General features: G+C 58.3%; 31 protein-coding genes. 8 read left to right on the forward strand and 23 right to left on the reverse strand.

Features of this window, described 5'->3' with window-relative positions:
* The gene (locus AC1DNI_RS14845; RefSeq protein ID WP_477692390.1) at positions 1-1,356 is read right to left on the reverse strand and encodes an LLM class flavin-dependent oxidoreductase; all 1,356 of its coding nucleotides are present in this window, start codon (positions 1,354-1,356) and stop codon (positions 1-3) included.
* 225 nt (positions 1,357-1,581) lie between these two features.
* Between AC1DNI_RS14845 and AC1DNI_RS14850 the strand changes: the two genes are divergently transcribed.
* The 4 genes from AC1DNI_RS14850 (at position 1,582) to AC1DNI_RS14865 (ending at position 3,415) form a co-directional block, all read left to right on the forward strand.
* Positions 1,582-1,938 carry a hypothetical protein gene (locus AC1DNI_RS14850; RefSeq protein WP_477692391.1) on the forward strand — a complete coding sequence of 119 codons (357 nt, stop codon included), beginning with the start codon at positions 1,582-1,584 and terminating at the stop codon, positions 1,936-1,938.
* 226 nt (positions 1,939-2,164) lie between these two features.
* Positions 2,165-2,341 carry a Flp family type IVb pilin gene (locus tag AC1DNI_RS14855; RefSeq protein ID WP_081815911.1) on the forward strand — a complete coding sequence of 59 codons (177 nt, stop codon included), beginning with the start codon at positions 2,165-2,167 and terminating at the stop codon, positions 2,339-2,341.
* Positions 2,342-2,693: 352 nt separating this feature from the next.
* Complete coding sequence (locus AC1DNI_RS14860) at positions 2,694-2,870, forward strand: Flp family type IVb pilin (protein WP_477692392.1); 177 nt, start codon at positions 2,694-2,696, stop codon at positions 2,868-2,870.
* Between the two features lie 137 nt (positions 2,871-3,007).
* On the forward strand, positions 3,008-3,415 hold the full coding sequence (locus AC1DNI_RS14865; protein ID WP_091951119.1) for a DoxX family protein: 408 nt from the start codon (positions 3,008-3,010) through the stop codon (positions 3,413-3,415).
* Here the strand turns inward: AC1DNI_RS14865 and AC1DNI_RS14870 are convergent.
* The 9 genes from AC1DNI_RS14870 to AC1DNI_RS14910 form a co-directional block, all read right to left on the reverse strand.
* A complete protein-coding gene (locus AC1DNI_RS14870; protein ID WP_091951121.1) occupies positions 3,393-4,160 on the reverse strand; it encodes an amino acid ABC transporter ATP-binding protein in 768 nt (255 codons plus the stop codon). The genes AC1DNI_RS14865 and AC1DNI_RS14870 overlap by 23 nt on opposite strands.
* Before the next feature lie 10 nt (positions 4,161-4,170).
* The gene (locus AC1DNI_RS14875; protein WP_091923429.1) at positions 4,171-4,833 is read right to left on the reverse strand and encodes an amino acid ABC transporter permease; all 663 of its coding nucleotides are present in this window, start codon (positions 4,831-4,833) and stop codon (positions 4,171-4,173) included.
* Between the two features lie 4 nt (positions 4,834-4,837).
* Positions 4,838-5,500, reverse strand: a complete 663-nt coding sequence (locus tag AC1DNI_RS14880) for an amino acid ABC transporter permease (RefSeq protein WP_477692393.1) — start codon at positions 5,498-5,500, stop codon at positions 4,838-4,840.
* Between the two features lie 85 nt (positions 5,501-5,585).
* The gene (locus AC1DNI_RS14885) at positions 5,586-6,431 is read right to left on the reverse strand and encodes a transporter substrate-binding domain-containing protein (protein ID WP_477692394.1); all 846 of its coding nucleotides are present in this window, start codon (positions 6,429-6,431) and stop codon (positions 5,586-5,588) included.
* A 232-nt stretch (positions 6,432-6,663) separates the two neighbouring features.
* Positions 6,664-7,170, reverse strand: a complete 507-nt coding sequence (locus tag AC1DNI_RS14890; RefSeq protein WP_027232259.1) for a YciE/YciF ferroxidase family protein — start codon at positions 7,168-7,170, stop codon at positions 6,664-6,666.
* Positions 7,171-7,300: 130 nt separating this feature from the next.
* On the reverse strand, positions 7,301-8,170 hold the full coding sequence (locus AC1DNI_RS14895) for an SMP-30/gluconolactonase/LRE family protein (RefSeq protein WP_477692395.1): 870 nt from the start codon (positions 8,168-8,170) through the stop codon (positions 7,301-7,303).
* Positions 8,171-8,179: 9 nt separating this feature from the next.
* Positions 8,180-8,818 carry a 2-dehydro-3-deoxy-6-phosphogalactonate aldolase gene (locus AC1DNI_RS14900; RefSeq protein WP_477692396.1) on the reverse strand — a complete coding sequence of 213 codons (639 nt, stop codon included), beginning with the start codon at positions 8,816-8,818 and terminating at the stop codon, positions 8,180-8,182.
* Between the two features lie 13 nt (positions 8,819-8,831).
* On the reverse strand, positions 8,832-9,743 hold the full coding sequence (locus tag AC1DNI_RS14905; RefSeq protein WP_477692397.1) for a 2-dehydro-3-deoxygalactonokinase: 912 nt from the start codon (positions 9,741-9,743) through the stop codon (positions 8,832-8,834).
* On the reverse strand, positions 9,740-10,507 hold the full coding sequence (locus tag AC1DNI_RS14910; protein WP_477692398.1) for an SDR family NAD(P)-dependent oxidoreductase: 768 nt from the start codon (positions 10,505-10,507) through the stop codon (positions 9,740-9,742). Before AC1DNI_RS14910 ends, AC1DNI_RS14905 begins: the two co-directional genes overlap by 4 nt.
* A 167-nt stretch (positions 10,508-10,674) precedes the next feature.
* Between AC1DNI_RS14910 and AC1DNI_RS14915 the strand changes: the two genes are divergently transcribed.
* Positions 10,675-11,475 carry an IclR family transcriptional regulator gene (locus AC1DNI_RS14915; RefSeq protein ID WP_477692399.1) on the forward strand — a complete coding sequence of 267 codons (801 nt, stop codon included), beginning with the start codon at positions 10,675-10,677 and terminating at the stop codon, positions 11,473-11,475.
* Between the two features lie 4 nt (positions 11,476-11,479).
* Here the strand turns inward: AC1DNI_RS14915 and AC1DNI_RS14920 are convergent, their stop codons facing one another.
* The 7 genes from AC1DNI_RS14920 to AC1DNI_RS14950 all read right to left on the reverse strand — a co-directional run bounded on the left by AC1DNI_RS14920 (position 11,480) and on the right by AC1DNI_RS14950 (position 17,478).
* A complete protein-coding gene (locus AC1DNI_RS14920) occupies positions 11,480-12,103 on the reverse strand; it encodes a nucleoside triphosphate hydrolase (protein ID WP_477692442.1) in 624 nt (207 codons plus the stop codon).
* 78 nt (positions 12,104-12,181) lie between these two features.
* On the reverse strand, positions 12,182-13,330 hold the full coding sequence (locus tag AC1DNI_RS14925; protein WP_477692400.1) for an HlyD family secretion protein: 1,149 nt from the start codon (positions 13,328-13,330) through the stop codon (positions 12,182-12,184).
* Positions 13,327-13,638, reverse strand: coding sequence for a DUF3302 domain-containing protein (locus AC1DNI_RS14930; protein WP_477692443.1), 312 nt, complete (start codon positions 13,636-13,638; stop codon positions 13,327-13,329). Before AC1DNI_RS14930 ends, AC1DNI_RS14925 begins: the two co-directional genes overlap by 4 nt.
* 133 nt (positions 13,639-13,771) lie before the next feature.
* A complete protein-coding gene (locus tag AC1DNI_RS14935) occupies positions 13,772-14,464 on the reverse strand; it encodes a D-lyxose/D-mannose family sugar isomerase (protein WP_477692401.1) in 693 nt (230 codons plus the stop codon).
* Positions 14,465-14,489: 25 nt separating this feature from the next.
* Positions 14,490-15,269 (reverse strand): ATP-binding cassette domain-containing protein, encoded by a 780-nt coding sequence (locus AC1DNI_RS14940; RefSeq protein WP_027232269.1) that lies wholly within the window; start codon positions 15,267-15,269, stop codon positions 14,490-14,492.
* A complete protein-coding gene (locus AC1DNI_RS14945; RefSeq protein ID WP_027232270.1) occupies positions 15,269-16,351 on the reverse strand; it encodes an ABC transporter permease in 1,083 nt (360 codons plus the stop codon). Before AC1DNI_RS14945 ends, AC1DNI_RS14940 begins: the two co-directional genes overlap by 1 nt.
* Positions 16,352-16,443: 92 nt before the next feature.
* Positions 16,444-17,478: a substrate-binding domain-containing protein gene (locus AC1DNI_RS14950; protein WP_477692402.1), complete on the reverse strand. Its 1,035-nt coding sequence runs from the start codon at positions 17,476-17,478 to the stop codon at positions 16,444-16,446.
* A gap of 251 nt (positions 17,479-17,729) precedes the next feature.
* On the opposite strand from AC1DNI_RS14950, the gene AC1DNI_RS14955 reads away from it, so the two are divergent.
* The 3 genes from AC1DNI_RS14955 to AC1DNI_RS14965 are packed head-to-tail and all read left to right on the forward strand — an operon-like array spanning position 17,730 to position 20,303.
* Complete coding sequence (locus AC1DNI_RS14955; RefSeq protein ID WP_477692444.1) at positions 17,730-18,926, forward strand: ROK family transcriptional regulator; 1,197 nt, start codon at positions 17,730-17,732, stop codon at positions 18,924-18,926.
* Position 18,927: 1 nt separating this feature from the next.
* The gene (locus tag AC1DNI_RS14960; RefSeq protein WP_477692403.1) at positions 18,928-19,371 is read left to right on the forward strand and encodes an RbsD/FucU family protein; all 444 of its coding nucleotides are present in this window, start codon (positions 18,928-18,930) and stop codon (positions 19,369-19,371) included.
* On the forward strand, positions 19,368-20,303 hold the full coding sequence (locus tag AC1DNI_RS14965) for a carbohydrate kinase family protein (protein WP_477692404.1): 936 nt from the start codon (positions 19,368-19,370) through the stop codon (positions 20,301-20,303). The genes AC1DNI_RS14960 and AC1DNI_RS14965 overlap by 4 nt, the downstream gene beginning before the upstream one ends.
* A 9-nt stretch (positions 20,304-20,312) precedes the next feature.
* On the opposite strand, the gene AC1DNI_RS14970 is transcribed toward AC1DNI_RS14965, so the two are convergent.
* The 6 genes from AC1DNI_RS14970 to AC1DNI_RS14995 all read right to left on the reverse strand — a co-directional run bounded on the left by AC1DNI_RS14970 (position 20,313) and on the right by AC1DNI_RS14995 (position 26,507).
* On the reverse strand, positions 20,313-20,711 hold the full coding sequence (locus tag AC1DNI_RS14970) for a type II toxin-antitoxin system VapC family toxin (protein ID WP_477692405.1): 399 nt from the start codon (positions 20,709-20,711) through the stop codon (positions 20,313-20,315).
* Positions 20,708-20,947, reverse strand: coding sequence for a type II toxin-antitoxin system VapB family antitoxin (locus AC1DNI_RS14975; RefSeq protein WP_477692406.1), 240 nt, complete (start codon positions 20,945-20,947; stop codon positions 20,708-20,710). Before AC1DNI_RS14975 ends, AC1DNI_RS14970 begins: the two co-directional genes overlap by 4 nt.
* A 78-nt stretch (positions 20,948-21,025) precedes the next feature.
* A complete protein-coding gene (locus AC1DNI_RS14980; RefSeq protein ID WP_477692407.1) occupies positions 21,026-22,630 on the reverse strand; it encodes an ABC transporter ATP-binding protein in 1,605 nt (534 codons plus the stop codon).
* 1 nt (position 22,631) lies between these two features.
* Positions 22,632-23,771, reverse strand: a complete 1,140-nt coding sequence (locus tag AC1DNI_RS14985; RefSeq protein ID WP_091923465.1) for an ABC transporter permease subunit — start codon at positions 23,769-23,771, stop codon at positions 22,632-22,634.
* Entirely contained in the window at positions 23,764-24,687 is a 924-nt protein-coding gene (oppB, locus tag AC1DNI_RS14990) for an oligopeptide ABC transporter permease OppB (protein WP_027232277.1), read from the reverse strand. The genes AC1DNI_RS14985 and oppB overlap by 8 nt, the downstream gene beginning before the upstream one ends.
* Positions 24,688-24,911: 224 nt before the next feature.
* The gene (locus AC1DNI_RS14995) at positions 24,912-26,507 is read right to left on the reverse strand and encodes a peptide ABC transporter substrate-binding protein (protein ID WP_027232278.1); all 1,596 of its coding nucleotides are present in this window, start codon (positions 26,505-26,507) and stop codon (positions 24,912-24,914) included.
* Positions 26,508-26,883: the final 376 nt, after the last annotated feature.

Below are 26,883 nucleotides of genomic sequence, written 5' to 3' on the forward strand. Positions count from 1 at the left end.
TTATTCGGCCGCGACGGCGGCGTGCGCCGGATGCTGCGGCTCCCGCAGACCGAGGTGGCTGCGGAGCGTCTGACCTTCATACTCGCTGCGGAAGAGACCGCGACGACGGAGTTCCGGAACGATGTGCTCAACGAAATCGGTCAATCCGGCCGGCAAATGTGGTGGCATGACGTTGAAGCCGTCCGCCGCGCCAGTCTCGAACCAGTCCTCCATCTGATCGACGATCTGCTCGGGCGTCCCGATTACCTGCCAGTGGCCCCGCGCACCGGCGACCCGCAGATAGAGCTGGCGGATGGTGAGGTTTTCGCGTCGGGCCAGATCGATCATCAGCTTCTGACGGCTCTTGCTGCCATTGGTTTCGGTAACTTCCGGGAGCGGCCCGTCAAGCGGATATTTGGAAAGATCGACGTCACCTGCCATGCCGTTCAAAAGCGAGAGTCCAACTGCGGGATGAATAAGCTCCTGAATCTGCTCGAACTTTTCCCTGGCTTCCGATTCTGTTTTCGCGACGACCGAAAAGATGCCGGGCATGATTTTGAGTTCGTCCGGCGAGCGGGCATAGCGGGGGAGCCTCCCCTTCACATCACTATAAAAGGCGCGTGCATCGTCGGCATTCTGATGTGCGGTAAAAATGACCTCTGCCGTCCGCGCCGCAAGCTCCTTGCCCGGCTCGGATGACCCAGCCTGAACGATTACCGGATGCCCTTGCGGCGCACGTGCAACGTTGAGCGGGCCGCGGACCTTGAAATGCTTGCCGCGGTGATTGAGGAGGTGCTGCTTCGACGGGTCGTAATAGATGCCGCTCTCCTTGTCGCGCAGGAAGGCATCTTCTTCCCAAGTGTCCCAAAGACCGCGCACGACGTCAGCGAACTCTTCCGCCCGTTCATAGCGCTCCGCATGGGCAACGTGGTGGTCCCGGTTGAAATTGTGCGCTTCGTCCTCACTGGCGGAGGTCACAAGGTTCCAGCCGGCGCGCCCGCCGCTGATGTGGTCGAGCGAGGCAAATTTGCGGGCGATATGATAGGGCTCGTTGTAGGTCGTCGAGGCGGTTGCGACAAACCCGATCCGCGTCGTGAGTGCGGCAAGCGCCGAGAGCAAGGTAAGCGGTTCGAACTGGGCCACATAGCGGATCGCCGTCCGGCTCAAGGCCTCCGTGTCGGTGCCCCGGGTGCCGACGCCATCGGCCATGAAGATCAGGTCGAACTTTGCAGCCTCGGCAATCCGGGCAAGTTCGGCGTAATGGGCGAAGTTCGAACCCGCATCGGCCTGCGCTTCGGGATGGCGCCAGGCCGCGATGTGATGACCCGTCGGATAGAGGAATGCTCCAAGTTTAATTTGGCCGGTTCGTTTGCCCATGACTTCGCCTTTCGTCCATTGCGTGACGAAAAGCCTAGGCCGCAAATTTTAATCACGACAGAAATGGTATTCTTTAAAGTCCAGTCTACGGGGTTTTATTGATTTAAGATGACTTATCCCCGGAGGTTGATTTTCGATGACGGTGGCGCCGACGTTCCCGCAGTGATTGATTGCCCGCGTCGCCGGTCCGATATCGTGCTAAGCTGATCAAGCGGAGGGTTTGGGATGAACCGCAACGATCACGACGAACATCTCATTGAAACGGTGTTTCGCAACGGCACGATCACTGTCGTCGGCGTCGTCCTGTCATTTTCCCTTGGGTTCCTGACCCAGTGGGCAAGCAATCCGATACCCTGGAAAATCACAGATTTGCCAACCCTCTTTCTCATATCGATCGGCATTGCATTTCAGCTGCGTTCCCTCGCGCTCCTCTTGAAAACCGAATCCCTGAAAAAGTCCGTCTATGAACGGGCGAGCCGCTATTTCCTGATCGGCATCGTCATAACCGGCTCGGGCGTCTTCGTGGCAATCGTAATCGACTCCGTCCGTCTGCTTTCAGAACGCTACACATGGATTTGGTAACGCGGCAAACTCGGCTAGTCTTGCTCCTCAGAGAGTTTATTTTGTTAAAACTTTAATAAAAATATAGTAAACATCAATATAAATACCAACATTTAAAGTAATACCTCGTTTATTGCAAGGTGTGCTAAAGATTGTTCAACCACATTCTTTAAGGGGTGTGTAAACCGCTGCGACTGAGGTTCAGTGCGTTTCAACACCACCTTATTTCGCACACAGGGATATTCATATGAACAAGCTTTTCAAACGCTTCCTCAGGGATGAATCCGGCGCAACGGCAATCGAATACGGCCTGATCGCAGCCCTGATCTCCGTCGGCATCATCGTCGGAGTGAGGAGCCTCGGCTCCAGCCTCAGCACAACCTTAAACACACTTGGCACCACGATAGAGAAGAACGGCAAGTAAGCCGGCAGGGGCGTTGGCAAGCCTGTCATGCAAACCTGCGGTCGAAAGTTAGACCGTCGATTGAGAGTATGAGGATTTGCTCACTTTCTCATCAAGTTTCGAAGTAATTGCGCCTAGGATCCAGCTATTCCAACTCCGTATCCGAGTACGGCCTCTAACACTTTTCACAACCGGCCATGCAACGCTCACGGCATTTTACACAAATACAACCATCTGATGTAATCGCGTGTTAATCACGACGTGGGTTAGCTATTTCTCAACCATGTTCCTTAAGTCGGCCGTAAATGGCCGCCGCCTAAGTTCGAGACGGTTCAACGAAACCGCGTCAACAAACAAACAGGGATACATGATCATGAGCAACCTCTTCGCACGCTTCCTCAAGGATGAATCTGGCGCAACGGCAATCGAATACGGCCTGATTGCAGCCCTCATCTCCGTCGGCATCATCGCTGGTGTAAAAAGCCTCGGCTCCAGCCTGAGCTCGACCTTCAATACCCTCGGCACGACGATGACCGACGCTGCCAACTAATTTACTTGAGTGTCGCCTTTACTGGCGAACTCGTAATACCGGAGAGCCGCCGCGAGGTGGCTCTTTCGCTTTTCCGGCATATGAATAAAGCGGCGGATTTGCGTGTTCCATATTCAGTCCAATATCTGGAGGAAATGATGGAAAGATTGCAGGCTCCGCTCGCGCTGCTGGCGCGACTGTTTCTCGCCTATATCTTCGTTGTCGAAGGATGGAGCAAGATCTCCGCCTACTCGGCGACCGCAAGCTACATGCAGACCAACGGTGTCACCCCCGGTCTGTTGCCACTTGTCATCCTGACCGAGCTTGGCGGTGGATTGCTGATCGCTGCAGGATTTATGACCCGTTATGCCGCGCTCGCGCTTGCCGGCTTCTGTCTACTGACGGCGCTGCTCTTCCACAGCGATTTCGGCAATATCGAGCAGGTCATCAACTTCAACAAGAATATCGCCATTGCCGGCGGATTTCTCGCCCTCATGGCCTTCGGGCCGGGCGCCTGGTCGATCGACGCGATGAAGCGCCGCGTTATCCAAAACTCGATGTCTTGAGAAACTCCGCAAGGCGCTCCGTTTGCGGCTTGTGGAACATTTCACGCGGATTGCCTTCCTCGCCGATACGACCCTGGTTCATGAAGATGACGCGGTTGGAAACCTCATAGGCAAAGCGCATTTCGTGGGTGACGAGCAGCATGCTCATGCCGTCCTGCGCCAGCGCCTTGATCACCTGCAGCACCTCGTTGACGAGTTCGGGGTCAAGCGCGGATGTCACTTCATCGAAGAGCATCAGCCTTGGGTTCATGGCGATGGCGCGGGCGATCGCGACACGCTGCTGCTGCCCGCCTGAAAGTTGACCGGGAAAATGGTCGGCACGTGAACGCAAGCCGACACGATCGAGCCATTTTTCCGCTATGGATCGCGCTTCGTCCTTTCCGAGCTTCTTCACCTTCATCAGCCCCAGCATAACGTTGCGGGCGGCGGTCATGTGCGGAAAGAGATTGAATTGCTGGAAGGCCATGCCGGTCAGGGCGCGTTGGCGGGCAATTTCCTTCTCCTTCTTGCGATGGCGCTGGCCACCAGCTGTTACATATCCGATCTCTTCGCCATCGATGCTGATCGAGCCGCCCTGGAACTCTTCCAGCATATTGATGCAGCGGAGCATCGTGGTCTTGCCCGAACCGCTCGAACCGATAATGCTGATGACATCTCCCTGCGCCATGGTGCAGTCGACGCCCTTCAGCACTTCCACGTCGCCGTAGCTTTTGTGCAGGTTGCGGATTTCAAGAAGGTTGGACATCGGAAATGCCTTACGATGGAACGGCGGTCTTGCGCTCGACATAACGGCCGAAGCGCTCGATGGCGTAGTTGATGACGAAATAGAGGAAACCGGCGAAGAAATAGAACTCAAGGCTCATGAACGAGCGCGAGATCAATTCCTGTGTGCGCAGCAGTAGTTCGGCAACGCCGATGATCGAAAGGAGCGTCGACGCCTTGACCATCTCCGCCGCGGTGTTCACCCAGGCCGGCAGGACCTGGCGCAATGCCTGAGGGCCGAGAACATAGGCGAATGTTTGCGGGAAGGTGAGACCAATGGCCTTGGCCGCCTCGGTCTGCCCCTTGGGGATCGATTGCAGGGCGCCCCGGACGATTTCGCCGACATGCGAGCTGCAGAATACCGCAAGGGCAAGAACGCCTGCCTGAAAGGGGCCAAGATCAAGCCCGATCGTGCCAAGCACGTAATAGCTCGCAAGGACAAGGACGAGGACCGGCGTGCCCCTGATGAAATCCGTATAGCCGCGAACGATCCAGCGCAGCGGGCGCACACCGTAGGTCAGGGCGAGCCCGACGAATACGCCGAGCACGGTGCCAAAGCAGATGGCGAGGAGCGATATCGATATGGTGACGCCAAGACCCTTGAGGATCGGGAAGCGCGCGAGCCAGAGGACATCGAGGAAATGGGCTATATCCATCGGCTCACCTCGGCAAGGACAAGCGGCGTTCGACGCTGCGCATCAGCGCCGCGAGGATCGAGCAGGTGAATACATAGAGGCAGCTGGCGACGATCCAGGTCTCGATGACACGGAAGCTTTCGACATTGATCTTGCGCGCTTCGAAGGTCAGTTCCGGAATCGCGATCGCGGCGGCAAGCGAGGTATCCTTAAACAGCGAAATTATCGTGCTGCTTAAGGACGGCAGGATGTTGCGGAACATCAGTGGCGCAATGATCGACGTTCGAATCTGCATTTCCGTAAGGCCGATGGCGAGGCCCGCTTCACGAAGTCCCGGCGGTATCGACAGAAGTCCGGCGCGAAACACTTCCGCAAGATAGGCGCCGGAATAGAGCGCGAGGGTGAAGACGAAGCTCTCGATCTTGCCGAGCCGCAAACCGAGCTGCGGCAGGGCAAAATAGCTGAAGAGCACCAGCACCAGGATCGGGGTGTTGCGGATGATCGTTACGTAGATACCGGCCGGCCGCTTGATAAAGCCGTTTTTCGAGATCAGTCCGAACGCGGTGATCAGGCCGATGATGGCGCCGATGAGGATTGCACCGAATGCAAGTGCGAGGCTGAGGGCCAGGCCTTGGAGGAGCAGGTCGAAGCTGCGCCAGACGGCAGCGAAATTCAGCGTATATCCCATTGCGTTCCCACCCGATGGAACCGGACCGATGCGCAGCGTTCACGCAACGGCACGGGAGAGACCCGGAACCGTTGCGCGATGCCGGTTACTTATATTCGACCGGGAAGCCGATCTGCGGCGGGGTAAGATCCTTGCCGAACCAGGTCTTGAAGGACTTGGCGTAGAAGTCGAACTCGACGCCGGTCATGGCTTCATGCAGGGCCGTATTGACGAAATTCAACCAATCCTGATCGCCGCGCTTCACACCGCAGGCATAGGTCTGCGGGTTCCAGCCATAGCCACCGTCCTTGTAGCGGCCGGGATTCTGCGTCATGTACCAGGCCAGCGACGACTGGTCGGTGGCGGCAGCGTCGGCACGTCCGGATTCGAGCGCCTGATAGATGAGATCGACCGATTCATATTGGTCGACCTTGGCTTCGGGCAGCGCCGCGTGGACCATGCTTTCGGCATAGACGTTCTGCAGAACCGAAATCGTTACGCCGGAGCCGCCCGCCTTGAGCGCGGCGTAGTCGGCATATTTGCCGTCGGCCTTGAGCATGAGGCCGACGCCTTCGCGATAATAGGGGATGGTAAATGCGATCTGCTGCGCCCGCTCGCCGGTCACCGTCATGAACTGGCAGGTGATATCCACCTTATCCGTGGTAATGTTGGGAATGCGCGCATCGGAAGACTGGTTGACGAATTCGATCTTGTCCGGGTCGTTGAACAGGGCCTTGGCGATGATGTGGCCCATATCGATATCGAAGCCCTGCAACTTGTCGTCGGCACTCTTGAAATGCCAGGGCGCATTGGTGCTCCCGGTTCCCATGACCAGATGGCCGCGCGCCAACACTTCGTCAAGCTTGCTTTTGGTTTCTTGAGCGAATGCGCTAATCGAAGGCAGCGCAACGAGAGCGGCTGCAAGGGCCGCAATGTAAAGTCGTTTGGACATTTTGTTCCCCTATTCGTCAAAGCGAATCTTGTGTCGTTATCCATTATAGTAGAATATAATACCTAATAATGGATGACATATAGAATTACAGCCGCTTGAACTTGTCAAGCGGGATTTACCGCTGCTCTCTGGGCGCTTGGGGGTACTTGAAATGGGCGCTCGCGCGGCCAAAAGAAAAGCTCGCATCGGCGGATGCGAGCTTGGATTCTTTACGTTGATTGCGAATTTCGTCTTATGCTGCGGCAGCAGCGTTGACGTGACCCTCGGCAATCTTGGTCAAGGCCTTGTCGGCATTCATCTCTTCGTTGAGATTTTGCTGGAGAAGCGAAGCGCAATCTTCGCGTCCAAGCTGCTTTGCCCACGCGATCAACGTACCGTAGCGCGTGATCTCGTAGTGTTCGACGGCCTGACCGGCGGCGATGAGCGCGGCATCGAGCACCTGGTCGTCATCGACTTCGCCGCTGACCTCGTCGGCCTCTTCCAAAATGCCGTCGATTGCCGGGCAGTTCACGCCGCTGACCTCGACTCCATGCAGCTTGAAGACCTGCTCAAGCCTGTCTATCTGGGTCTCGGTTTCCTGCAGGTGTTTTTCAAACCCCATCTTCAGTTCTTGGTCCGATGCCTTGTCGATCATTTCAGGCAGGGCTTTCACGATCTGGTTCTCGGCATAATAAATGTCGCGCAGTGTATGAACGAAAAGATCGTCCATCGTTTTGATGTCTTTAGAAAAGAAACCCATGTCATTCTCCCTTGTTAGGACATGCATCGTCATTCGGCGCCCAAAAGGCGTCGGCATGCAGTCAGTGTGTTTCGATTGCCCAGAGGAAACGGGAGGTATTGCTTATTGTTCCGAGATAATTTTCAGGTTTTTAAATTCTCACTTGCGGGTCCAGCCTGCCCTTCCCTGCGATCTCGATGCGGAAGGTTTTGCCGGCATCGGGATACGCCAAGCGTGAAGCCTCATCCATCTCGGCATAGGCACTGGTCACGACCAGGCTCGCGCTATCCGTGCCGATGAATGCGGGACAGGTCGGCTGCGGAATGGGCAGTTCAATCGTTCGGAGGCGATTTCCCGATGGAGTAAAGACATCGATACGGGAGCCGCCCCAGGAGGCATTCCAAAGGTTCCCGTCAGCATCGACCACCGAACCGTCAAAGCCCCCGCTCCCGGTATTCTTGAGAAACTCGGTGGGCTCGCCGTTCGGCAGTCCCGTCCCAGGATCCGTATTCACCCGCCAGACGATATTAAGCGCCAAATCCGCGAAATAGGCAGCCCGCCCATCAGGTGCGAAACAGATCGAATTGGCGATCGAAATATTGCCGTACAGTTTGCGCAGCTCGCCCTCGCGATACCAATAAACGGCGCCCGCGCCCGGCTCGGCCTTCTTGCCCATTGTACTGACCCAGAACGCGCCGGCCGGATGGACGCGCGCATCATTCGACCGCGTCGCCGGATTATCGGCTTCGATCGGCTGGTGCATGATCGTGTGCCCTGTCGAGCGATCGCGAACGAAGAGCCCGGTCTCCGTCAGGACAAGTTGGCGCTCCTTGTCGACGACTGCAAGCGCGCTCGCCATCTGGCCGAGGCTATGCATGCGCGCTTCGCCGCCGGCGAGCGGCTTTTCAAAGAGCCGACCGGCAAGAATGTCAAACCACCACACCGTATTGGTCAGTGGATCAAATCCCGGCCCTTCTCCAAGTTCGCAGGGTTCGTCATGAAATATGCTGATCTTCGTCATCGATGGCCCTTAGGCGGCGAACACACGGTCATAGACCGCCACAGTAACCCTTGCGCGTTCGCGGACAAGGGCGGCCGATGCGCCCACCTTGTAAAGGCTGGAGCCTAGGCCGAACGTTCGCACCCCGACCTTCGAGTAAGCAGCAAAGCCATTTTCGTCGACACCGCCAACGGCGCCGATGACCGTTCCCCTGGGCAAGATCGCGCTGATGGCCTTGATACCGTCAGGTCCGAGGACGCTTGCGGGAAAGAATTTCAAGCCGGATGCGCCAGCGCTCAAGGCCGCCAGGGCTTCGGTAGGCGTGAAAACGCCAGGCATGGTCACCATGCCTGCCGCGACCGCCGCACTCAATACGGCCAGATCGACATTAGGGCTGATCATCAGACGTCCACCCGCTTCCACCAGACGCGCGACATCCGCGGCGTCAAGCACCGTTCCGGCACCAACCAGAACGGAGGACGGCAATTTCGTCGCGAGCAACTCGATCGACCGGAACGGATCAGGTGAATTCAGTGGGACTTCGATTGCTTCAATGCCGGCCCTCACCAGTTCCTCAGCGATGCCCAGAACTTCATCCGGCTTCACGCCGCGCAAAATGGCGATGAGATCGCGTTGCAGCCTGGGCCATGGGGTGGATGCGCTTGTCATTGCATAGTCCTTATCAACGGGGCCAGATGGCCGAGGCGGCGACAAACAGGCCCTTGCGCACGGCTTCATCGGCGTCGACCGCACCGAATTCGATGCCCGCGAGCGAAAGTGCCTTGCCGTAGAGCGTAGCCATGCTGCCGGAAGCAACGAGCGCGACCCGGCCCTGGTGCTTCGATCTTGCGCCGGCAATTTCCGCGCCGATAAGCAGACCAGAAAGTCGTGAGGCCGCCCCCTCAGGCGAGAGGTTCTCGAGCAACATCGCCGCGCGGATGGGAAAGAGTTCGCCGAGCATCGCTTCTCCAGACAGCATCAACTCCACTGCCGCGGTAAATTGCGGATGTTCGGCAGAGGCAGAACTCACAGCGCCTTGCACGGAGTGCCGCAGAATCGACTGCGAGGCGAGGAGCGCATAGAGTTCGCCCGTCAAATAGGTTGAAAACGTCTTTGCCCTGCCGCTCTGGAGTTCGACCCATTTCGAGTGGGTACCGGGCATGGCGACGACACCGTCCGTGATGTTTCGAGCCAGCATGGCGCCAAGGAGTTGGGTTTCCTCGCCGCGCATGACGTTGGGAAAGCGCCCGGATTGCGACAGACCCGGGATGATCCGCACATCACGGTCGATCCCTGTAATTTTCACGGCACCAGAAAGAATCGCATTGAGATCCGCCGGGACGGCAACGTAGTTGGCCTCGACCCAACCCTGGCGTGAGCCCGCCATGCCGCAGACGATAACCGGCAACTGCTCGGGCGCACCAAGCTCTGCTAGGTGAGCTTCGAGTGTCGTGCCGAATCCGCGTTCCCGCGACGCATCGAGCCCATCATCCGAACGCTTCTCGGCAATGATGTTCCCCGTGCCATCCACAAGCCAGAGGCGAAAACGGCTCGTTCCCCAATCGGCGAGGCCATAGGCGGGTGCAGACGTCACAGGCAGCCTCCATCGACGATCAGCGTCTGCGCTGTCAGCATGCGTGATGCGTCCGAGGCCAGGAAGAGGCAAGGTCCCACCATGTCGCCGGGCAGCAATTCCTCAGGAATGGCCTGCCTTTTCATATACGCTTCCAGCCCTTCTTGCGTGACCCAATGCGTGCGTTGCCGTTCCGTCATCACCCAGCCGGGGGCGATGGCATTGACACGGATCTTCTCCTGTCCGAGCCGACCGGCCAATCCCTTTGTCAGGCCTATGATTCCAGCCTTGGCAGCGGTGTAGGCCGGCAGGTTGCCCTGATTGATCATGAAGGAGATCGACGTGAAATTAATGATCGATCCCCCACCTGCCGTTCGCATGCCGGGTACGACAGCCTGGGCGGTAAAGAAGTGCGGACGGAGATTTATCGCCTGGTTCCCGTCCCAGTAATTCTCTGTCACATCGTCAATGTCATGCCGGTCATCCCAGGCGGCATTGTTGACGAGAACGGTAACGGGTCCGTTCTTCGAAATTGCCGTGGCAACAGCGTTGCGCAGGGCCTCGATGTCGGTGAGATCGGCCTTCAAATAAAACGGGCGGTTGCCGTATTTCTTGTCGAGCGCGTTGGCCAGGTCCTGTGAAGCAGCCTCAGCAATGTCGATGAAAGCAACGCGTGCACCTTGCGCGACGAAACCCTCCGTGAGGGCAGCGCCGATGCCGGACCCGCCACCCGTTATGAGCACGGAGCGGTTCTTCAGGTCGGGGAAAACGGCAGAAGGCATCATGGCTCGAACTCACAGCATAAGTTCCATTATTTGGAACAGTGTTTGACTATATCGAATTGATCTCCTAGGCTCCCGGAAGTCAAGATGTGACCCTGAATTCCGCACCCGGACAACTCACATTTGTGTAGTGAGCCCCGATTCACGGTGAAGGTGCATGGAGAGCGCGAGTGAGCAAGAGCCGAACGACTGCCAGCGCCAGAGATACGGGCACACTCGGCAAAGCGGTCAGCGTGCTCGATATCATCGCCAACGCGAGCGAGCCGCTGCGATTTACCGATGTTCTGCGCCTGACCCGTCAACCGCGCGGCACGCTTCACCGGCAGATTTCAAACCTTATTGAAGAGGGCCTGCTCACAGTCAATCGCGATCAGTCCTACGGCCTTGGCCTTCGGCTGCTGCAGTTTGCATCACGGGCATGGGCGAGCAACGAATTGCGCGCTATCGCCGAACCGCATATCCGCAAACTGCACGAGGCGACGGGCGAAACCGTGCATCTCGGTGTTTTGCAGGGCACCGAGGTCGTCTACCTCGACAAGATCGAAAGCCGGCAAAATATCCGCCTCGTTTCGCGCATCGGAAATACGGCGCCAGCCTGGTGTACAGGTGTCGGCAAGGCCGCACTGTCGGCGATGGCCGATGAAGATCTGCACGACCGTATCGGCAAAATTAATTTTACCCGCTTTACACCGCATACGATCGTCGATGTACCGAGCCTGCTGAGCGAGATTTCCACGATCCGCATTGCGGGCAACGCCTATGATCGAGAGGAACATGAACTCGGGATTTGCTGCGTGGCTGCACCTGTCTCGTCGACTGACAAAAAGCTCATCGCTGGCGTATCGGTGACGGGGCCGGCATACCGTATCACGCCGGAAATCCTCTCCTCCTGGGCCGGCATTACTCGCGCAGCGGCGGCAGCAATCATGCATGACATGGCGATCCAGTTCTCGCCGCGCCGTTCAGCCTGAGCGACTAATTGCGGATGGTAAAATCCGCCTCGCGCGACTCTTCGAGAACGAGTTCGGCATTGGGCATGTCGTTGGAAAGTGCCCGTTGCTGGGCCGAGCCGACATTGTGGCCGAGGCCCAGCCAGCGCTGGACGAGACGGTTTTCGAGTTCGAGGCGATCGACCTCGAGAAAGACGGTGACGTCGAAGAGCGGCGCGAGCCGACCCCATGGAGCCTGATCCAAGAGAAGGTAGTTGCCCTCGACAAGGAGGATGCGCTGCCCGGCACGCACGATATCGGCACCGGCCCGCGCCAGATCGAGCTTGCGGTCGAATAGCGGGATGACCACATCATCGCCGATATGCCGCAGGCGTTTCAGCAGCGCCTCAAAGCCGGCACAGTCGAAGGTCGGCGGCGAACCCTTGCGCTTACGCAGGTTCATGGCGTCGAGAATGGCGTTGTCGAGGTGAAACCCGTCCATCGGCACGACGATTGCCGCACCGGGTTCGCGAGCATTGATGGCTTCGCAAAGCGCCGCTGAAGCAGTCGATTTACCGGCGCCGGGCGCGCCCGCAATCGCGACGATCAGACGGTCGGTCCTAGCCGCCCGGGCAAGAAGTTCGGGAACGAGATCTTCGACGGTGATCATCATGGGCGATACTCTGCGATGTTCTACGCTACCGCTTCTACCGTTCCCAACGATGCGGAGGAAGTATTTTCTTGGCGTCTAGCGATCGAAGACGAGATAGTTCTCCCAGGCACGCATCCTGAGCAGTATCCTGCGGATAACGGCAAGCGCCGCCATGCTTTTGGTATAAACAGCAACCTCCGCCGTTGCGCCACCCGGCAAATTGTAGGCGGCGACTTCCTCGCCAAGATCGATCACCGTAATCATGCGTCCAGGCGCTTGGCGGTCGTCGGGAGCAAGGAGCGTACCCGAGGGTTCAAGCTGTCCCGTCGCCATGGTTTCAACCACGGTCTTTACCGTGCCGCGAAAGACCTGGCCTGGAACAGCTGCGAAGGAGATCTCCGCTTCGTCGCCGGCCGCGACCCGTTGCAGCGACAATTGATTGAAGGCTGCCGCAAAGACGCGCCGGTCTGTGTGCACAAACGTCATGACAGGACGGAGCGGCAGGGAGACGGCCATCATCCCCGGATGCAGGAACACCTGCGCCGCATAGCCATCCGTTGGCGCGCGGTAGACGCTCTGCTCGAGATCGAACTCCGCTCGCGCCACCTCGGCCTCGAGTTGTGCGACCGTCGTATCGATACCACCGATCTGCGCGTTGGCGGCAAGAAGCGCCTGATCGGCCTGCGCGGCCGCGCTCGCAAGTGCGCTTTCCGCTGCCAGATAGAGGTCGCGCCGGTTGACCACCTCAGCCTCCGAAAATGGTGCATCGCCCTTCCCGCCCGCCCGCGCGTTGGCCGTCGCATGCCGGTCGTAGTCATCCTTGGCGCGGTCGCGTGAATCGCGCGCGCCATCGACGGCTGCGTTGGCAGCCTTAAGCGCCGCCTGGCGTTCGAGTGCGTCCTGCTGTGCCTTGGCCAAAGCCGCTTTCCGGTGGGCGAGCGCATATTTGAAGGGGCGCGGATCGAGCCGGAACAGGACGTCGCCTTTCTTCACATGGGTATTGGGTGCGACGGGAACATCGACCACCTGGCCGTTGACGGCCGGGCTGATGGGCGTCGCGTAAAAATAGAGCCGGGCCTCGCTCGTGAACGGGTGATTATAGTTCATGGCGATGACGATGCCGCCGATGAGAACGACGCCGCCGAGCACGGTCGTCGTCAGTGTCCATTGATTGACCGGCAGCCGCAGGAGCCGGAATGCGACAATGCAGAGAGCCGCATAAAGGAGGCAAAGGAGCGTGGTCATTTCGCGGAGGGCCCGGTAACCTGCCGGCGTTCCAGCGCGGCAATCCGGTCTTCAAGCGCTTTCGACCCGCCAGAGCCCATGCCCCATCCCCGGTCGGGCCGGTACATCATCGCCCAGATCCAGAGGAACGGCCAGATCGCGTGCAGCGTAAAGAGACTGACCCAACCTGCAGCTTCAATCGCATCCTGGTGCGGATGGTCGCGCGCCTTGGCTATCTTGTAGGGAACATCGTGGATCGCGATAATGCCGTAGACGAGAGTAACGGCCAGAAAAAACAGAAGCGCGAGCGCAACATAGTCAAGCACAATATCAACCTCGCAATGGGTATATCAAATGCGAAGCGATTAGCTCGGATTGGCATGTTTAAAAAGTGCGTAACCGTAACAAGGACCGAATCCCCGCCGCGAAAACCGGCGGGGAAAGGCTCCGGAAGCTGCTAACTCAGGCGGCGAGCCACTTGTCGTAATCGGAAACCAGGAGATGCAGCGGCGCTTCGTCTTCGTCGATCGACGAGAAACGGCCGATGGGCTCGCGAAAGATATTGTCGGTCAGATCGTCGTTGACGGTCGACACTTCGCCGATCAGCACGTCACCGCCTTCGCCCCAGAATGCATGCCAGTTGCCCGGTAGCAGGGTTACGCTTTCACCCGGCTGCAGCTTCAGCAAACCGCCAGCTTTCAGCTTGACGATACGTCCGTCCGTCGCGACTTCGACATCGGTGTTCTCATCGACACTGCCGTCGGCATTGGAATTGAAGAGTTCGAGCACAAGCGTGCCGCCGCCGCGGTTGATGATGTCCTCCGCCTTGACGATATGGCGGTGCATCGGGGACAGCTGCTTTTCGCGCGAGATCATGATCTTCTCCGCGTAGAGCATGCCGCCGCCCTTCTTCAGGTCTTCCTGGTTGCCGTTGCGGGTAGTGAACAGAAACAGGCCGAGTTCATCGAACTTGCCCTGGCCATAGTCCGTAATGTCCCAACCGAGGCGGGCCTGCAGAATGGCCTTTGAATCGCTGGCGGTACGCGCCTTCAATTCCTCCGGTGACCAATAAGCGAAGGGCGGCATAACATAGCCGAAAGAGCGGATGAACTTGTCGCTCTCGCGGATGATTTCATTGACTTCGGAACGCTTCATTTTTCAAATTTTTCCTTCATGTAAATTACGCAACCAGTTCGGCCGGCGGGCTCTTTGCGCCAGTCATGAAAGCGACGGCGTCGGACATCGTATATTCCTTCGGATTGATGACGCAAAGACGTTTTCCGAGGCGATGAATATGAATTCTGTCGGCCACCTCGAAGACGTGCGGCATGTTGTGCGAAATCAGTACGATCGGAAGTCCGCGTTTCTTCACGTCCTGAATGAGTTCAAGCACGCGCCGCGATTCCTTGACGCCGAGGGCAGCCGTCGGTTCGTCCATGATCACCACCTTGGAGCCGAACGCCGCGGCCCGGGCGACAGCAACGCCCTGGCGCTGCCCGCCCGAAAGCGTCTCTACCGCCTGGCCGATGTTCTGGATGGTCATTAGGCCGAGTTCCGTCAACTTGTCGCGCGCCCGCTTCTCCATGGCCTTGCGGTCAAGCATGCGGAACCACTTGCCCATGATGCCGGGCTTGCGGATCTCGCGGCCGAGAAACATGTTGTCGGCGATCGAAAGCGCCGGCGACAGGGCAAGATTCTGGTACACCGTCTCGATGCCCGCGTCGCGGGCTTCCATGGGGGAGCGGAAGTGGATGGGCTTGCCGTCCAGCTTGATCTCGCCGTCATCGGGGTGGATAGCGCCGGAAATCGCCTTGATGAGGGAGGATTTTCCAGCGCCATTGTCGCCGATCACCGCGAGGACCTCGCCCTTATAGAGGTCGAAATCCGCGTAATCGAGGGCTGTGACCCGGCCGTAACGCTTGACCAGTCCACGAGCGGTTAGAAGGGGTTCGCTTTGCATCAGCCTGCTACCTTTCTGATCCACTGATCGATTGCGACGGCAAGGATGATCAGGACGCCGATGATCAGGTACGTCCATTGCACGTCAGTGCCGTACATGCGCATTCCGAACGAGAACACGCCGACGATGAGCGCGCCAAATAGCATGCCGAGGATGGAGCCGCGTCCGCCGAAGAGCGACATACCGCCGATCACCACGGCGGTGATCGATTCGATGTTGGCAAACTGGCCGATCTGCGGCGAAACCGAACCGTTGCGCCCGATGGAGGCCCACCCGGCCAGTGCACAGATGAGACCGGCAAGCACGTAGACAGTGATCACTACACGCTTCGTCCGGACGCCGGAAAGCTTCGCGGCCTCGGGATCGTCGCCGATGGCGTAAACGTGGCGGCCCCACGCCGTATGGTTGAGGACATACCAGAGAACGGCAATCAGAATGAGCATGGCAAAGACGCCATAGGTGAAAGTGGCCCCGCCAATATTGATCTTCTGACCGAAGAACTGGAGCAAGGGCGCGTTTGTCTCAATATCCTGGGCCCGGATCGTCTCATTGGCGGAATAAATGTAGGTCGTTGCGAGGAAAATCTGCCAGGTGCCGAGGGTGACGATGAAGGGCGGCAGCTTCACGGTCGCGATAAGAAAACCGTTGATGAAGCCGCACAATGCGCCGAGCGCAACGCCGCAGAGGATCGCAAGTTCAACCGGCATTCCGTAGCGAAAGGTGAACTGGCCCATGACCACGGAAGTCAGCACCATGATCGCGCCTACCGAAAGGTCGATGCCGGCGGTAAGCACGACCAAGGTTTGCGCCGCGCCGACGATACCGACAATCGCCACCTGCTGAAGAATAAGCGACAGCGCGAAGGGCGTGAAAAATCGCGACCCGACGATGACTGCGAAGATCAGCAGTGACAGGACGAGAACGATCAGCGGTACCGAGGCCGGACTCGAATGCAGAAAGTGCCGCAGCTTTTCGAGGGGGCTTCGCTCATGCTGGTCGAAGCTCGCGACCGTCGTCGCACTTTGCGACAGCACGCGCTCGAACTCTTGCCCGGTCTGAGATGTGGTGTTGGTTTCCGTCATGGCTGGGCCCTCCCTGAACCGCTGAAGTCGGAGAGAGGAGGTTACACCCTCCTCTCTCCCCCTGCTTGCTTTATTGCTGGCTCAAACCTGGATCAGCCCCAGCACTTGCCCATGCCGGTCTTGACATCGATGGACTCGAGGCCCTGAACCGGCTTGTCGGTAACGAGCGCAACACCCGTGTCAAAGAACGACTTGCCTTCCGTGGGCTTCGGCTTTTCGCCGGTATCGGCGAATTTCTTGATCGCCTCGATGCCAAGCGATGCCATCAGCAGCGGATATTGCTGTGACGTCGCGCCAATGACGCCGGCCTCGACGTTCTTGACGCCTGGGCAGCCGCCGTCGACGGAAACGATGAGAACGTCTTTCTCCTTGCCAACAGCCTTCAGAGCCTCATAGGCGCCGGCAGCTGCGGGTTCGTTGATCGTATGGACGACGGTGATGCTCGGGTCTTTCTGCAAAAGGCTTTCCATCGCCTTGCGGCCGCCTTCTTCATTGCCGTTGGTGACGTCATGGCCGACGATACGCGGATCCTTTTCGTCGCCGATCTTGTTGATGTCGACAACATCGATGCCGAAGCCCTTCATGAAGCCCTGATCGCGCAAGACATCGACCGTTGGCTGCGACGGCGTCAGATCGAGGAAGGCAATCTTCGCGTCCTTCGCCTTGTCACCGAGCGTACCGGCGGCCCACTTGCCGATCAGTTCGCCCGCGAGGAGGTTGTCGGTGGCGAAGGTTGCGTCGGCCGCATCAGCAGGGTCGAGCGGCGTATCCAGTGCGATGACAAGAAGGCCGGCGTCGCGCGCCTGCTTGACGGACGAAACGATGCCGGCTGTGTCGGACGCAGTCAGCAGAATACCCTTGGCGCCGTCGGCGATACACGTCTCGATTGCAGCGACCTGGCTTTCGCTGTCGCCGTCGATCTTGCCGGCGTAGGTCTTCAGATTAACGCCAAGTTCCTTGGCTTTGGCGACCGCGCCTTCCTTCATTTTGACGAAGAAGGGATTGGTGTCGGTCTTGGTGATGAGGCAGGCACCGACATCCGCCGCCTGCGCCGGAACAGCAAAAGCGGTCATCGCCACTGCGGCGGCACCAAAAACGCTTGATTTCAGATAAATGCTTCTGAGCATGTCACTTCCTCCCAAAAAATCGCGCCAGTCCGCGATAGGCCGGCGCCCTGCCGGTCCCTTGTTCAACTCCTAACACCTCGGACAGTTATCCTCCCGGCCAAGTGTTCGGCCTAGCAAATACCACTCGCCTCGGGCTGTCAACATTAATAAATCACTCTGATTTAATATTGACACTCCGGCTTCATGCCGCCATTGTCGGTGGACATCGGGAGGAGTCCCACTTGGGCATTCGAGCTACTGAGCGGGCAGGCATGGGAGGAACCAGGCCACCGCTTCACCACGGCACAAATCAAAGCGGGATGCGCGAGCACAATGAGCGCGTTGTGCTGTCGTTGTTGCGCCAGCACGGCAGCCTTGCCAAAACCGCGATTGCCCGGATGACGGGCCTCTCGGCACAAACCAGCTCAATCATCATGCGCATGCTTGAAGCGGATGAACTCCTGACCCGCGAAGAGCCCCTGCGCGGACGGATCGGCCAGCCACTTATTCCGATGTCCCTCAATCCGGAAGGTGCCTTCTTCTTCGGACTTAAGATCGGGCGGCGCAGCGCGCATCTCGTTTTGATCGATTTTGTCGGCAACATCCGCTCGCTGTTGCATATTTCCTACGACTATCCGGCCCCTGAGCCGATCTTCGCATTTGCCGAGAAGGCGATCGACGATATGACAAAGGGCCTGACGGACAGGCAGCGGGACAGAATTGCCGGCATCGGCATCGCCGCTCCGTTCGAACTCTGGAAATGGGCCGACACGCTCGGAGGTCCACAGGAAGTCATGGACCAATGGCGCGACTGCGATATTCGCGCGCGAATTGAAGCGCTCTGCCCCTATCCCGTATACCTGCAGAACGACATGACGGCCGCCTGCGGCGCGGAACTCGTGTTCGGCAAGACCAAGGACATCAGCGATTTCGTCTACTTCTATATCGGTTCGTTCATCGGCGGCGGCATCGTCATCAGCGGCAATCTCTATCCGGGGCGCAGCGGCAATGCAGGCGCGCTCGGCTCGATGCCGGTACCGGGACCCGACGGCGCGCCGCGCCAGCTGATCGATGTGGCCTCGATCACCGCACTCGAGAAGGTCGTCGCGAGCCTCGGCCGCGACCCCTCCCCGCTTTGGGCCTCGCCCGAGGATTGGGGGCCGATGGGCGGCGAACTCGACGCATGGATCAACCAGGCTGCCAAAGCCATCGCGCAGGCGGTTGTCGCTGCTTCATCTGTGGTGGATTTCGAGGCGGCGATCATCGACGGCTGGATGCCAGCAGACGTGCGCGCGCGAATCGTTGCCGCTGTACGCCTCCATGTCGGGACTTTCGATCTTGAAGGGCTGCAACTGCCGGCGATTTTCGAGGGGACTGTCGGCATCCACGCCCGCGCCATCGGGGCGGCCAGCCTTCCGCTCGCCGACCGCTTTCTGATCGGGCAGAAAATCTACAGGAAGGTGGACTGACATGCTCATCGGGATCCCGCCGATGCTGGGGCCGGAACTGCTTTTCACCCTGCGCTCCATGGGCCATGGGGACGAGATCGCACTTGTCGACGGCAATTACCCGGCGCTGGAACACGCAAGGCGCCTTATTCGTGCGGACGGCCTGCCGCTCATTCCCCTCCTCGACGCTATCCTGCAAGTCTTGCCCGTCGACGATTTCGTCGCGGAGGCGCTGTTTCGGGCTTCGGCAAAAGGCGATCCCGCCCTTGCAGATCCGGTACACGAGGAAATGACGCAAGTCTGTGCCCGCCGTGCCAAGGGTTTCAAGCTTGTTGCACTGGCCGGCGATGCCTTCTATGCACGTGTGAAAGCCGCACACACGATCATTGCGACAGGTGAACCGCGGCTCTATGCCAATATTATCATCCGCAAGGGTGTCATATATCCAAGAGAGATTGACCTATGATTTTATGTTGTGGCGAGGCCCTGATCGACATGTTGCAGCGCAAGAGCGAGTCAGGAGAGCCTGCCTTTGCACCCTATGTGGGCGGCGCTGTTTTCAATACGGCCATCGCGCTCGGCCGGCTCGGAATTGCAACGGAGTTCTTTTCCGGAATTTCGTCGGATTTTTTCGGGCAGATGCTGCTCGACAGTCTCGCCGCCAACAAGGTCGGCACCACCTATGCCCATATTTCGGCGCAGCCGACGACCCTCGCTTTCGTCCGTTTGACCGACGGGCAGGCAAGCTACATGTTCTATGATGAGAACAGCGCCGGACGTTCGCTTGCGGTCGAACATCTGCCACAGCTGGGCGGCGATATGACCGCCCTACAGTTCGGCGCAATCAGCCTTATCCCGGAGCCCTGCGGCTCGACCTATGAAGCGCTGATGGCACGCGAGCACGAGAAGCGTGTCACCATTCTTGACCCCAACATTCGCCCTGGCTTCATTCCCGACCGGGAAAAGCACATGGCCCGCATGCGTCGGATGATTGCCATGACCGACATCCTCAAGATCTCCGACGAGGACATGCGCTGGTTCGGCGAGAGCGGAACGATGGACGAGATCGCCCGGCGCTGGATCGTGCCGGCGAATAAGAGCGGACCGAAACTGATCCTCGTTACCCACGGAGCCGACGGTGTCACAGGTTATACGGCGGACCTCACAGTGCACGTCTCGGCCCAGAAAGTTCCCGTCGTCGATACGGTCGGCGCTGGCGATACTTTTACCGCCGGTGTACTGGCTTCCCTTGAAGAAGCGGGCCTTTTGACCAAGCACGCAGTCACGCGGCTCACTGAAGGCCAAGTCCGCGAGGCCTTGTCGCTGGGGGTGAAAGCCGCAGCGGTGACGGTATCGCGCGCGGGCGCCAACCCGCCGTGGCGATCGGAGTTGGTGTAGCGCTGTCCGCTAGGCCGACTCGATATCCGTATAAGGAAAATCGCTACTCTTGAACAACAAAGGCAGATTGTGCGCCTTAGCGCAGGCGTAAGCAAAGCAGTCACCCATGTTAAGGCCGGCCTTGTGGCGCCCGCGACCAAATTTCTTGAATGCCTCTATGGCGTTGAGACCAATCTCGGCGGTGATCTCAATCATCTGGGCATTGGTCTGCGCGATAAAAATTTCTATTGAGCGTTCTGCCACCTCAATCGGCGCAGCACGCTTGCGGGCAAGCCCGGTGACTGCCTCATACAGCACCACAGGTGAAATATAGGTCGGCGAAGCCTCCGGCAATCTCGCCGCCAGCGCGATGGCATCATCTTCGCCGTCCACAATCGAAATGATAGCAGACGCATCGATGAATATCATTCGTCACCCGATAGTTCGTCGAAGAACGACTTGTCTGCCTCAAGACCCGTCATGGGATAGCCGCGATACTCCGCGAAGATTTTTTCGAGCCGTTGGTGTATCGGGGCTTCCTGTTTGACGCGCTCATATTCGTGCACAACCGCTTCGCGGATAGCTTCGGTCAAACTCGTCTTCTTCAGTTTGGCAAGCCGCCGCACCGCTTCATCCGTCGCTTTGTCTTTTACCGAAAAGGCCATTCTATACCCCGCGTCTATACGTATATACGCCCGCGTCTATAAAATGGTCCTTTCGCAGCTCGCTTGCAAGGCCGTTCGTCACTCCAGATCGAACGCGGCGGCCATCAGGGTTTTCGTATAGTTCTGGGTCGGCGTTTCAAAAATGTCCTCGGTCTCGCCTTCCTCGACAATCTTGCCGTTCTTCATGACGATGACGTAGTCGGACATAGCCTTGATTACCGCGAGATCATGGCTGATGAAAATATAGGAGAGGTCGTGCTTGTCCTGGAGGTCACGGAGAAGATCGATGACCTGTCCCTGTACGGAACGGTCGAGCGCTGACGTCGGCTCGTCGAGTATGACCACCTTCGGCTTGAGGATTACGGCGCGGGCAATGGCGATGCGCTGGCGCTGGCCGCCCGAAAACTCGTGCGGATAGCGATTGCGCGCTGCGGGATCGAGCCCCACCTCCTTGAGTGCAGCAATTGCCCGTTTGTCGCGCTCGGCGCGTGATAATTGCGGCTCGTGGATGAACAGGCCCTCGGTTATGATTTCACCGACGGTCTGGCGCGGCGACAGGGACCCGTATGGGTCCTGAAATACCAGCTGCAATTCGCGCCGCAAAGGGCGCATGGCGGATCGGTCGAAATTGGAGATATTCTTCGAGCCGAAATGATATTGGCCGCTGCTTGGCAGGAGCCGCAGCAGCGCCCTGCCCAGGGTCGATTTGCCTGAACCGGATTCGCCGACAATCCCGATTGTCTGGCCCTTTTTCAGCCGGACGCTTACACCGTCTACCGCGCGGAACATGGTCTTCGCGCTGGTAAAGAATCCGCCGCCAATGGCGAAGTCGACCGCGACATTGCGCCCCTCAAGGATGATTGGCGCATTGTCGGCCGGCGGCTCCTTGGTGCCGCTCGGCTCGGCGGCAAGCAGCATCTTGGTATAATCCTCCTGCGGATTTTCGAAGATATCCTTGATGCTGCCGCGTTCGACGACGTCGCCGCGGCGCATAACGACGACGCGATCGGCGAAGTGCTTGACGATGCCGAGATCATGGGTGATCAGCACGATGGCCATGCCGAAACGCTTTTGCAGTGATCGCAACAGGTCGAGGATTTGGGCCTGGATCGTCACATCGAGCGCCGTGGTAGGCTCGTCGGCGATCAGCAGATCCGGTTCGTTGGCAAGGGCCATGGCGATCATGACGCGCTGGCGCTGTCCGCCTGACATTTCATGCGGATAGCTGTTGATGCGCCGCTCCGGGTCGGGGATGCCGACGAGCTTCAAGAGCTCCAGGACGCGCACCTTTGCCTGCCTGAAGGTCATTCCCTTGTGGTGGACGAGCGGCTCGGCGATCTGGCGGCCAACAGTATAGAGCGGATCGAGCGAGGTCATCGGTTCCTGAAAGATCATGGTGATCTTCGAACCGCGCACCTCGTTGAGGCGCTTCAGCGGCAGACCGACCAGTTCCTTGCCGCGGTATTTCGCTGAGCCCGTTACCCTGCCGTTCCTGGCAAGGAGGCCCATGATGCCCATCATGGTCTGGCTCTTGCCCGAGCCGGATTCACCGACGACCGCAAGGGTTTCGCCCGCCTTGACGTCGAGATCAATCCCCTTGACAGCATTGACGTCGCCGTCGGGTGTCGAGAAGTCGACCTTCAGCCCGCGTACGGACAAGATATTTTCTTTGATGTCCGTCATATCAGCGGTCCTTCGGGTCGAGAGCATCGCGCAATCCGTCGCCAATGAAGTTGAGCGAGAACAGCGTCAGGACAAAGAAAATCGCGGGGAAGATCAGGAACCACGGTGAAGACTGCATCTTGTTGGCGCCGGCCGAGATCAATGCGCCCCAACTCGTCAACGGCTCCTGCACGCCCAATCCGAGGAAGGAAAGGAAGCTTTCGAGCAGGATGACTTTCGGCACCACCACAGTGACGAAAACGATGACCGGACCGATCGTGTTGGGAATGATGTGGCGGCGAATGATCTGCCAATCGGTCAGTCCCAGGGCTTGCGCAGCGCCGATGAATTCGCGGCGCTTCAGCGCGAGGGTCTGGCCGCGCACGATGCGGGCCATGTCGAGCCATTCCACCGCGCCGATCACCAGGAATATCAGGATAAAGCTGCGTCCGAAGAAAACGACAAGCACGACGACGAGAAAGACGAAGGGCAGCGAATAGAGAATTTCCACAAGACGCATCATCACATTGTCGAGACGCCCGCCGATATAGCCGGAGATGGCGCCGTAGACGACGCCGACAACCAGGGAAACCAGGCTGGCAAGCAAACCAACGGCGAGCGAAATTTGTCCGCCTAGCATGACGCGCGCCATGAGATCGCGGCCATTGTCGTCCGTGCCGAAAAGGAAGTACTCGCGCTTGACCTCGCCCGCGAGCTTCAGGGTCTTGCCGTCATTTTCCGTGGCCGTGACCTTGGTGTTTTCGAACTCGTTGGCCCGGTCGAAATAGCGCGTCACGCGGGGATCGATCGGCTGCTCGGAGCTGACGCTCGCGGTGAAGTTGTTACCATCCACGGCAAACTCGTTGAGCTCGACGCGAGCCCGGCTGGCTACGCCCTTCATCACGTCGTTGAGGGTATCGGCCTTCGGATAGGCCTCGAGGCTCGGACCCATGTTTACGTAGGACGGAAACACCTGGTCATAGGTGTGGCTCAGGAAATAGGGACCGACAAAAGAAAAGATCGTGATAAGCGCAAGCATGACGCAGCCGGCCATCGCCGCGTAGTTGCGGCGAAAGCGCATGACCGCAAGTTGGAACAGGCTGCGACCCTTTGATTCCTCTGGAGGAATGATGGTGGTGGGAACATCGATCAGATCAGTCATGACGGACCCTCGGATCAAGAAGGCCGTAGAGAATATCGACCACAAGATTGAAAACAATGACGAAAATGGCGACGAGTACGACCGTTCCCATCACTAGCGTATAGTCGCGATTGATTGCGCCCAGAACGAAATAGCGACCGACGCCGGGAATTGTGAAGATGGACTCGACGACCGCCGAGCCAGTCAGCAAGGCGGCGGCGCAAGGCGCGAGATAGGAAACGACCGGCAGGAGAGCGCCGCGCATAGCGTGGGTTACGACCACCACCTTCGCAGGCAGGCCGTAGGCGCGCGCGGTGCGGATGTGATCCGCATGGAGGGCCTCGATCATCGACCCGCGCGTAAGGCGAGCAAACACCGCGAGCTGGGGCAGGCCTAGCGTGATCACCGGGAGGATGAGGAACTTAAGCGATCCGTCGCCCCAGCCGCCGGCAGGAACCCATGCAAGCATGAGCGCGAAGATCAGGGTCATGATCGGGCCGACGACAAAATTTGGCACGGTGACGCCGGTCGTTGCCACGGACATGACGAGGAAATCGATAAAACTGTTCTGCCTGAGCGCCGCGATCGTTCCGATCAGCACCCCGCCGATCAAGGCGAACAGCAAGGCGTAGGTACCGAGCTGAACCGAGTAAGGAAGACCTTTGCCAATGAGCTCGGCAATGGTGTTGTCCTTGTAGATGTAGCTCGGCCCGAAATCGCCGGTAACCGCGTTCTTCAGGTACTGGAGATATTGGTTCCATAACGGCTGATCGAGATGGTAGGCCCGCATCAGGTTTTCCATCGTCGCCGGCGGCAAAGGTCGTTCCAGATTGAATGGTCCGCCTGGCGCAAAGCGCATGAGAAAAAAGGAAATCGTGACGACGATAAACAGCGTCGGCACGGCGCTCGCCAGTCGGCGAAGGACGAAATGAAACATCGAACTAGTCTCTTCTTCTTGTCGGAACAGTTCAAGAATGAGGTTGTGTTTCTCTCAACTTGAAGACTGCATCATCCCGTTGCACGGCGCAAATGGTTCCGCTCGGCCGACCCATGAGGATCACCGGTTTGGCGCTCTTGACTGTTGTTCTGTCGGAACGTGCCGCATTGCGAGCCGGGCAAACGAACGGCGCAACCCGGGAAAACCGGGTTGCGCCCACGATGCTATTCGACGCTCAGATACTTGCTCAGATGTTCATTGTTGGCGTTGTCACCCCAACCCTTCACCTTGTCGGAGACGAGCCAGAGATTGGCATCGTTCATCAAGGGGGCGATGGGCTGATCCTTCATGATCAGCGCCTCGGCCTCATGCAGGATCTTGGAGCGGGCCGCGGGGTCGCGCTCCTCATAGGACTTCTTCATCAGCGCATCGAATTCGGGGTTTTCATAGTGCCCGTAATTGAAGGTCTTGTTGGTGCTGACGTTGAGATTGAGGAAGTTCTCGGCGTCGGCATAGTCGGCGGTCCAGCCGGCGCGCGCAACGTTGAACTTGCCGCCTTCCTGCAGGTAGGCGTAGTGCGACGAAATATCGAGATTCATCAGCGTTACATTGGCGCCGAAGGTCTTCTTCCACATGTCGGCGACGGCTGTCGCAACCTTCTGGTGGTTCGGGTTGGTGTTGTAGCGGATTTCGATGTTGAGCGGCTTGCCGCCCTCGCCGTATCCGGCTTCCTTCATCAACTCGATAGCCTTGTCTTCGCGGTCGAGCTGCGACATGCCGGCGAAATCGGCCTTGGACGGCTCGCCATAATTTTCAAGGCCCGGAGGAACCAGCGAATAGACCGGAAGTTTCGTGCCGTCGTAAATGTCCTTGGCGAGGAAGTCGCGGTCAACCGCCATCGACAAGGCACGTCGCACGCGGGCGTCGTTGAAGGGTTCGGTACGCGTGTCGAACGGATAATAATAGGTCGCGGCGGCGGGCGTCACATGAACCTGCTTCGGATTGGCGTCGCGCAGGCGCTTGATCTGGTCGGAGGAGAAATTATAGACGAGATCGAGTTCGCCGGCCTCGTAGCGGCGCAGGCCAGCGGCCTGGTCTTCGAGCGGGTAGAAGATGACCTTGTCGAGCTTTACGTTGGCAGCGTCCCAGTAGTTTTCGTTCTTCACGACCGTGAGGTGGTCATTCGGAACGTGCTCCACCAGCTTGAAGGCGCCATTGCCGACTAGCTTGCCTGGCTTGACGAATTCGGCGCCGTTCTTCTCGAAGCTCGCCTTGTTGACTGGCAGTGCGGACTGGTGCGACAGAAGTTCGATAAAGAACGGCGTCGGGCGTTCCAGCGTGATTTCAAGCGTCTTGTCGTTGACGGCTTTCATGCCGAGCTGGTCCACCGGCATCTTGCCCTTGTTGATCGCTTCGGCATTCTTGATCGGATAAAGAATGTTGGCATAGCCGGCAGCCGTCTTCGGATCTTCCTCACGCTGCATCGAGAAGATGAAATCTTCAGCAACGACCGGCGAACCATCGGACCACTTGGCGTTTTCACGCAGCTTGAACGTATAGACGAGGCCGTCGTCGGATACAGTCCAGCTTTCGGCTACGCCCGGAACGATCTTGCCATTGGCGTCATAGATCGTCAGGCCCTCGTAAAGATCCTTCAGAATGAAGGCTTCAATATCAATGGAAGTCTGCGACTGATCGAGGGTCTGTGGCTCACCGCTATTGCCGCGATGCAGCACAGCTTCGGCCAGCGCCGGGCTTGCCGCCATCATCAGCGATCCAAGCAGCATTGCCGCGCGGATATTCAGTTTCATAAAGGTCATTTTTCTTTTCCTTCCCCTCTAAGAGAATTGCGAAGGCATGAACAAATGACAAAATTTTCCCAAACGCAAGGAGGGTGTAATGCTTTAGTCGTAATATTTTCTTGTCTCGGGGCTTACGAGCACGTCAAAAAATTGTTGCACCATATGGACCAAATGGTCATTTGGCGCCGTTTTATCGAGAAGATGCGGCAGATTCAGATTCGGGACAAAACAACCGCGGATCATGTGGAAAACTGCCCTCTAGGACTCATTTTCGGACGCGAAACCCGTGGTATCGGCTGGGTGATAGCATGAATTCGTAGCACTTAGGTCGTATTTCATGGCCCCCACCTCCTGTTGCATAGTGGGTTACTCAAGACTTTTTCATAATGCATTT

It is taken from the genome of Phyllobacterium sp. 01N428 (assembly GCF_056399405.1).

Bases quoted from the DNA above. Each gene is read 5' to 3' on its own strand.
- AC1DNI_RS14980 (WP_477692407.1), bottom strand. From the start codon at position 22,630: ATGACGGACATCAAAGAAAATATCTTGTCCGTACGCGGGCTGAAGGTC.
- AC1DNI_RS14955 (WP_477692444.1), top strand. From the start codon at position 17,730: ATGGGAGGAACCAGGCCACCGCTTCACCACGGCACAAATCAAAGCGGG.
- AC1DNI_RS14920 (WP_477692442.1), bottom strand. From the start codon at position 12,103: ATGATCACCGTCGAAGATCTCGTTCCCGAACTTCTTGCCCGGGCGGCT.
- AC1DNI_RS14845 (WP_477692390.1), bottom strand. From the start codon at position 1,356: ATGGGCAAACGAACCGGCCAAATTAAACTTGGAGCATTCCTCTATCCG.
- AC1DNI_RS14935 (WP_477692401.1), bottom strand. From the start codon at position 14,464: ATGAAGCGTTCCGAAGTCAATGAAATCATCCGCGAGAGCGACAAGTTC.
- AC1DNI_RS14925 (WP_477692400.1), bottom strand. From the start codon at position 13,330: ATGACCACGCTCCTTTGCCTCCTTTATGCGGCTCTCTGCATTGTCGCA.
- AC1DNI_RS14985 (WP_091923465.1), bottom strand. From the start codon at position 23,771: ATGACTGATCTGATCGATGTTCCCACCACCATCATTCCTCCAGAGGAA.
- AC1DNI_RS14975 (WP_477692406.1), bottom strand. From the start codon at position 20,947: ATGGCCTTTTCGGTAAAAGACAAAGCGACGGATGAAGCGGTGCGGCGG.
- AC1DNI_RS14960 (WP_477692403.1), top strand. From the start codon at position 18,928: ATGCTCATCGGGATCCCGCCGATGCTGGGGCCGGAACTGCTTTTCACC.
- AC1DNI_RS14870 (WP_091951121.1), bottom strand. From the start codon at position 4,160: ATGTCCAACCTTCTTGAAATCCGCAACCTGCACAAAAGCTACGGCGAC.
- AC1DNI_RS14860 (WP_477692392.1), top strand. From the start codon at position 2,694: ATGAGCAACCTCTTCGCACGCTTCCTCAAGGATGAATCTGGCGCAACG.
- AC1DNI_RS14865 (WP_091951119.1), top strand. From the start codon at position 3,008: ATGGAAAGATTGCAGGCTCCGCTCGCGCTGCTGGCGCGACTGTTTCTC.
- AC1DNI_RS14970 (WP_477692405.1), bottom strand. From the start codon at position 20,711: ATGATATTCATCGATGCGTCTGCTATCATTTCGATTGTGGACGGCGAA.
- AC1DNI_RS14950 (WP_477692402.1), bottom strand. From the start codon at position 17,478: ATGCTCAGAAGCATTTATCTGAAATCAAGCGTTTTTGGTGCCGCCGCA.
- AC1DNI_RS14885 (WP_477692394.1), bottom strand. From the start codon at position 6,431: ATGTCCAAACGACTTTACATTGCGGCCCTTGCAGCCGCTCTCGTTGCG.
- AC1DNI_RS14910 (WP_477692398.1), bottom strand. From the start codon at position 10,507: ATGATGCCTTCTGCCGTTTTCCCCGACCTGAAGAACCGCTCCGTGCTC.
- AC1DNI_RS14940 (WP_027232269.1), bottom strand. From the start codon at position 15,269: ATGCAAAGCGAACCCCTTCTAACCGCTCGTGGACTGGTCAAGCGTTAC.
- AC1DNI_RS14965 (WP_477692404.1), top strand. From the start codon at position 19,368: ATGATTTTATGTTGTGGCGAGGCCCTGATCGACATGTTGCAGCGCAAG.
- oppB (WP_027232277.1), bottom strand. From the start codon at position 24,687: ATGTTTCATTTCGTCCTTCGCCGACTGGCGAGCGCCGTGCCGACGCTG.
- AC1DNI_RS14890 (WP_027232259.1), bottom strand. From the start codon at position 7,170: ATGGGTTTCTTTTCTAAAGACATCAAAACGATGGACGATCTTTTCGTT.
- AC1DNI_RS14855 (WP_081815911.1), top strand. From the start codon at position 2,165: ATGAACAAGCTTTTCAAACGCTTCCTCAGGGATGAATCCGGCGCAACG.
- AC1DNI_RS14850 (WP_477692391.1), top strand. From the start codon at position 1,582: ATGAACCGCAACGATCACGACGAACATCTCATTGAAACGGTGTTTCGC.
- AC1DNI_RS14945 (WP_027232270.1), bottom strand. From the start codon at position 16,351: ATGACGGAAACCAACACCACATCTCAGACCGGGCAAGAGTTCGAGCGC.
- AC1DNI_RS14875 (WP_091923429.1), bottom strand. From the start codon at position 4,833: ATGGATATAGCCCATTTCCTCGATGTCCTCTGGCTCGCGCGCTTCCCG.
- AC1DNI_RS14900 (WP_477692396.1), bottom strand. From the start codon at position 8,818: ATGACAAGCGCATCCACCCCATGGCCCAGGCTGCAACGCGATCTCATC.
- AC1DNI_RS14895 (WP_477692395.1), bottom strand. From the start codon at position 8,170: ATGACGAAGATCAGCATATTTCATGACGAACCCTGCGAACTTGGAGAA.
- AC1DNI_RS14880 (WP_477692393.1), bottom strand. From the start codon at position 5,500: ATGGGATATACGCTGAATTTCGCTGCCGTCTGGCGCAGCTTCGACCTG.
- AC1DNI_RS14995 (WP_027232278.1), bottom strand. From the start codon at position 26,507: ATGACCTTTATGAAACTGAATATCCGCGCGGCAATGCTGCTTGGATCG.